Annotated in this window: 1 protein-coding gene; it reads right to left on the bottom strand. The window is 61.4% G+C overall.

Annotated features, from left to right (window positions below):
• Positions 1-87 precede the first annotated feature (87 nt).
• A partial coding sequence (locus EN738_RS34995; RefSeq protein WP_127287450.1) for a hypothetical protein occupies positions 88-456 on the bottom strand: 369 nt, incomplete at its 5' end.

Here is a 456-nt window from a genome sequence, read left to right as displayed (position 1 = left end):
CTTCTGGAGGCTAGGCCCGAACACTGCCGCGGTAAATCGCTGTGGAAGCCCGTGCGAAGGGTTATTTGCAGGGGTATCGCGTACGCCTCAAGGACCGCGCAGGCTGGCAGCGATGGCGACGATCAGGGGGTCATATTTCGCCTTGAGCGAGGAGGGATATTCGATCCACACGGTGCGGATGACATCGTCATTTCCGAACAGGCGCCGCTCGTAGAAAACCCTGTCGCCCTTGACGCCGGAGAGCACGGCCCAGTTCTTGCCGGTCTTGCTGTAGGTGATCTTGTAGCCCGGTCCGATGTTTGCCTTTTCGCCGGCGACGAAGCCCTTCGGCGTGTCGTTGTCGATGTTGTAGATGCCGGAGCAGGTCAGGCTTGCGCCGTCGGGCGCGGTCCATTGCTGCCCGTCGCCGTTCTCCGGCTCGGCTTCGGTGATGCTGAATACCTCGTCGGGAAAGGT

It is taken from the genome of Mesorhizobium sp. M4B.F.Ca.ET.017.02.2.1 (assembly GCF_003998955.1).
Taxonomy (GTDB): domain Bacteria; phylum Pseudomonadota; class Alphaproteobacteria; order Rhizobiales; family Rhizobiaceae; genus Mesorhizobium; species Mesorhizobium abyssinicae.
This window is presented reverse-complemented; position numbering and strand designations above follow the sequence as displayed.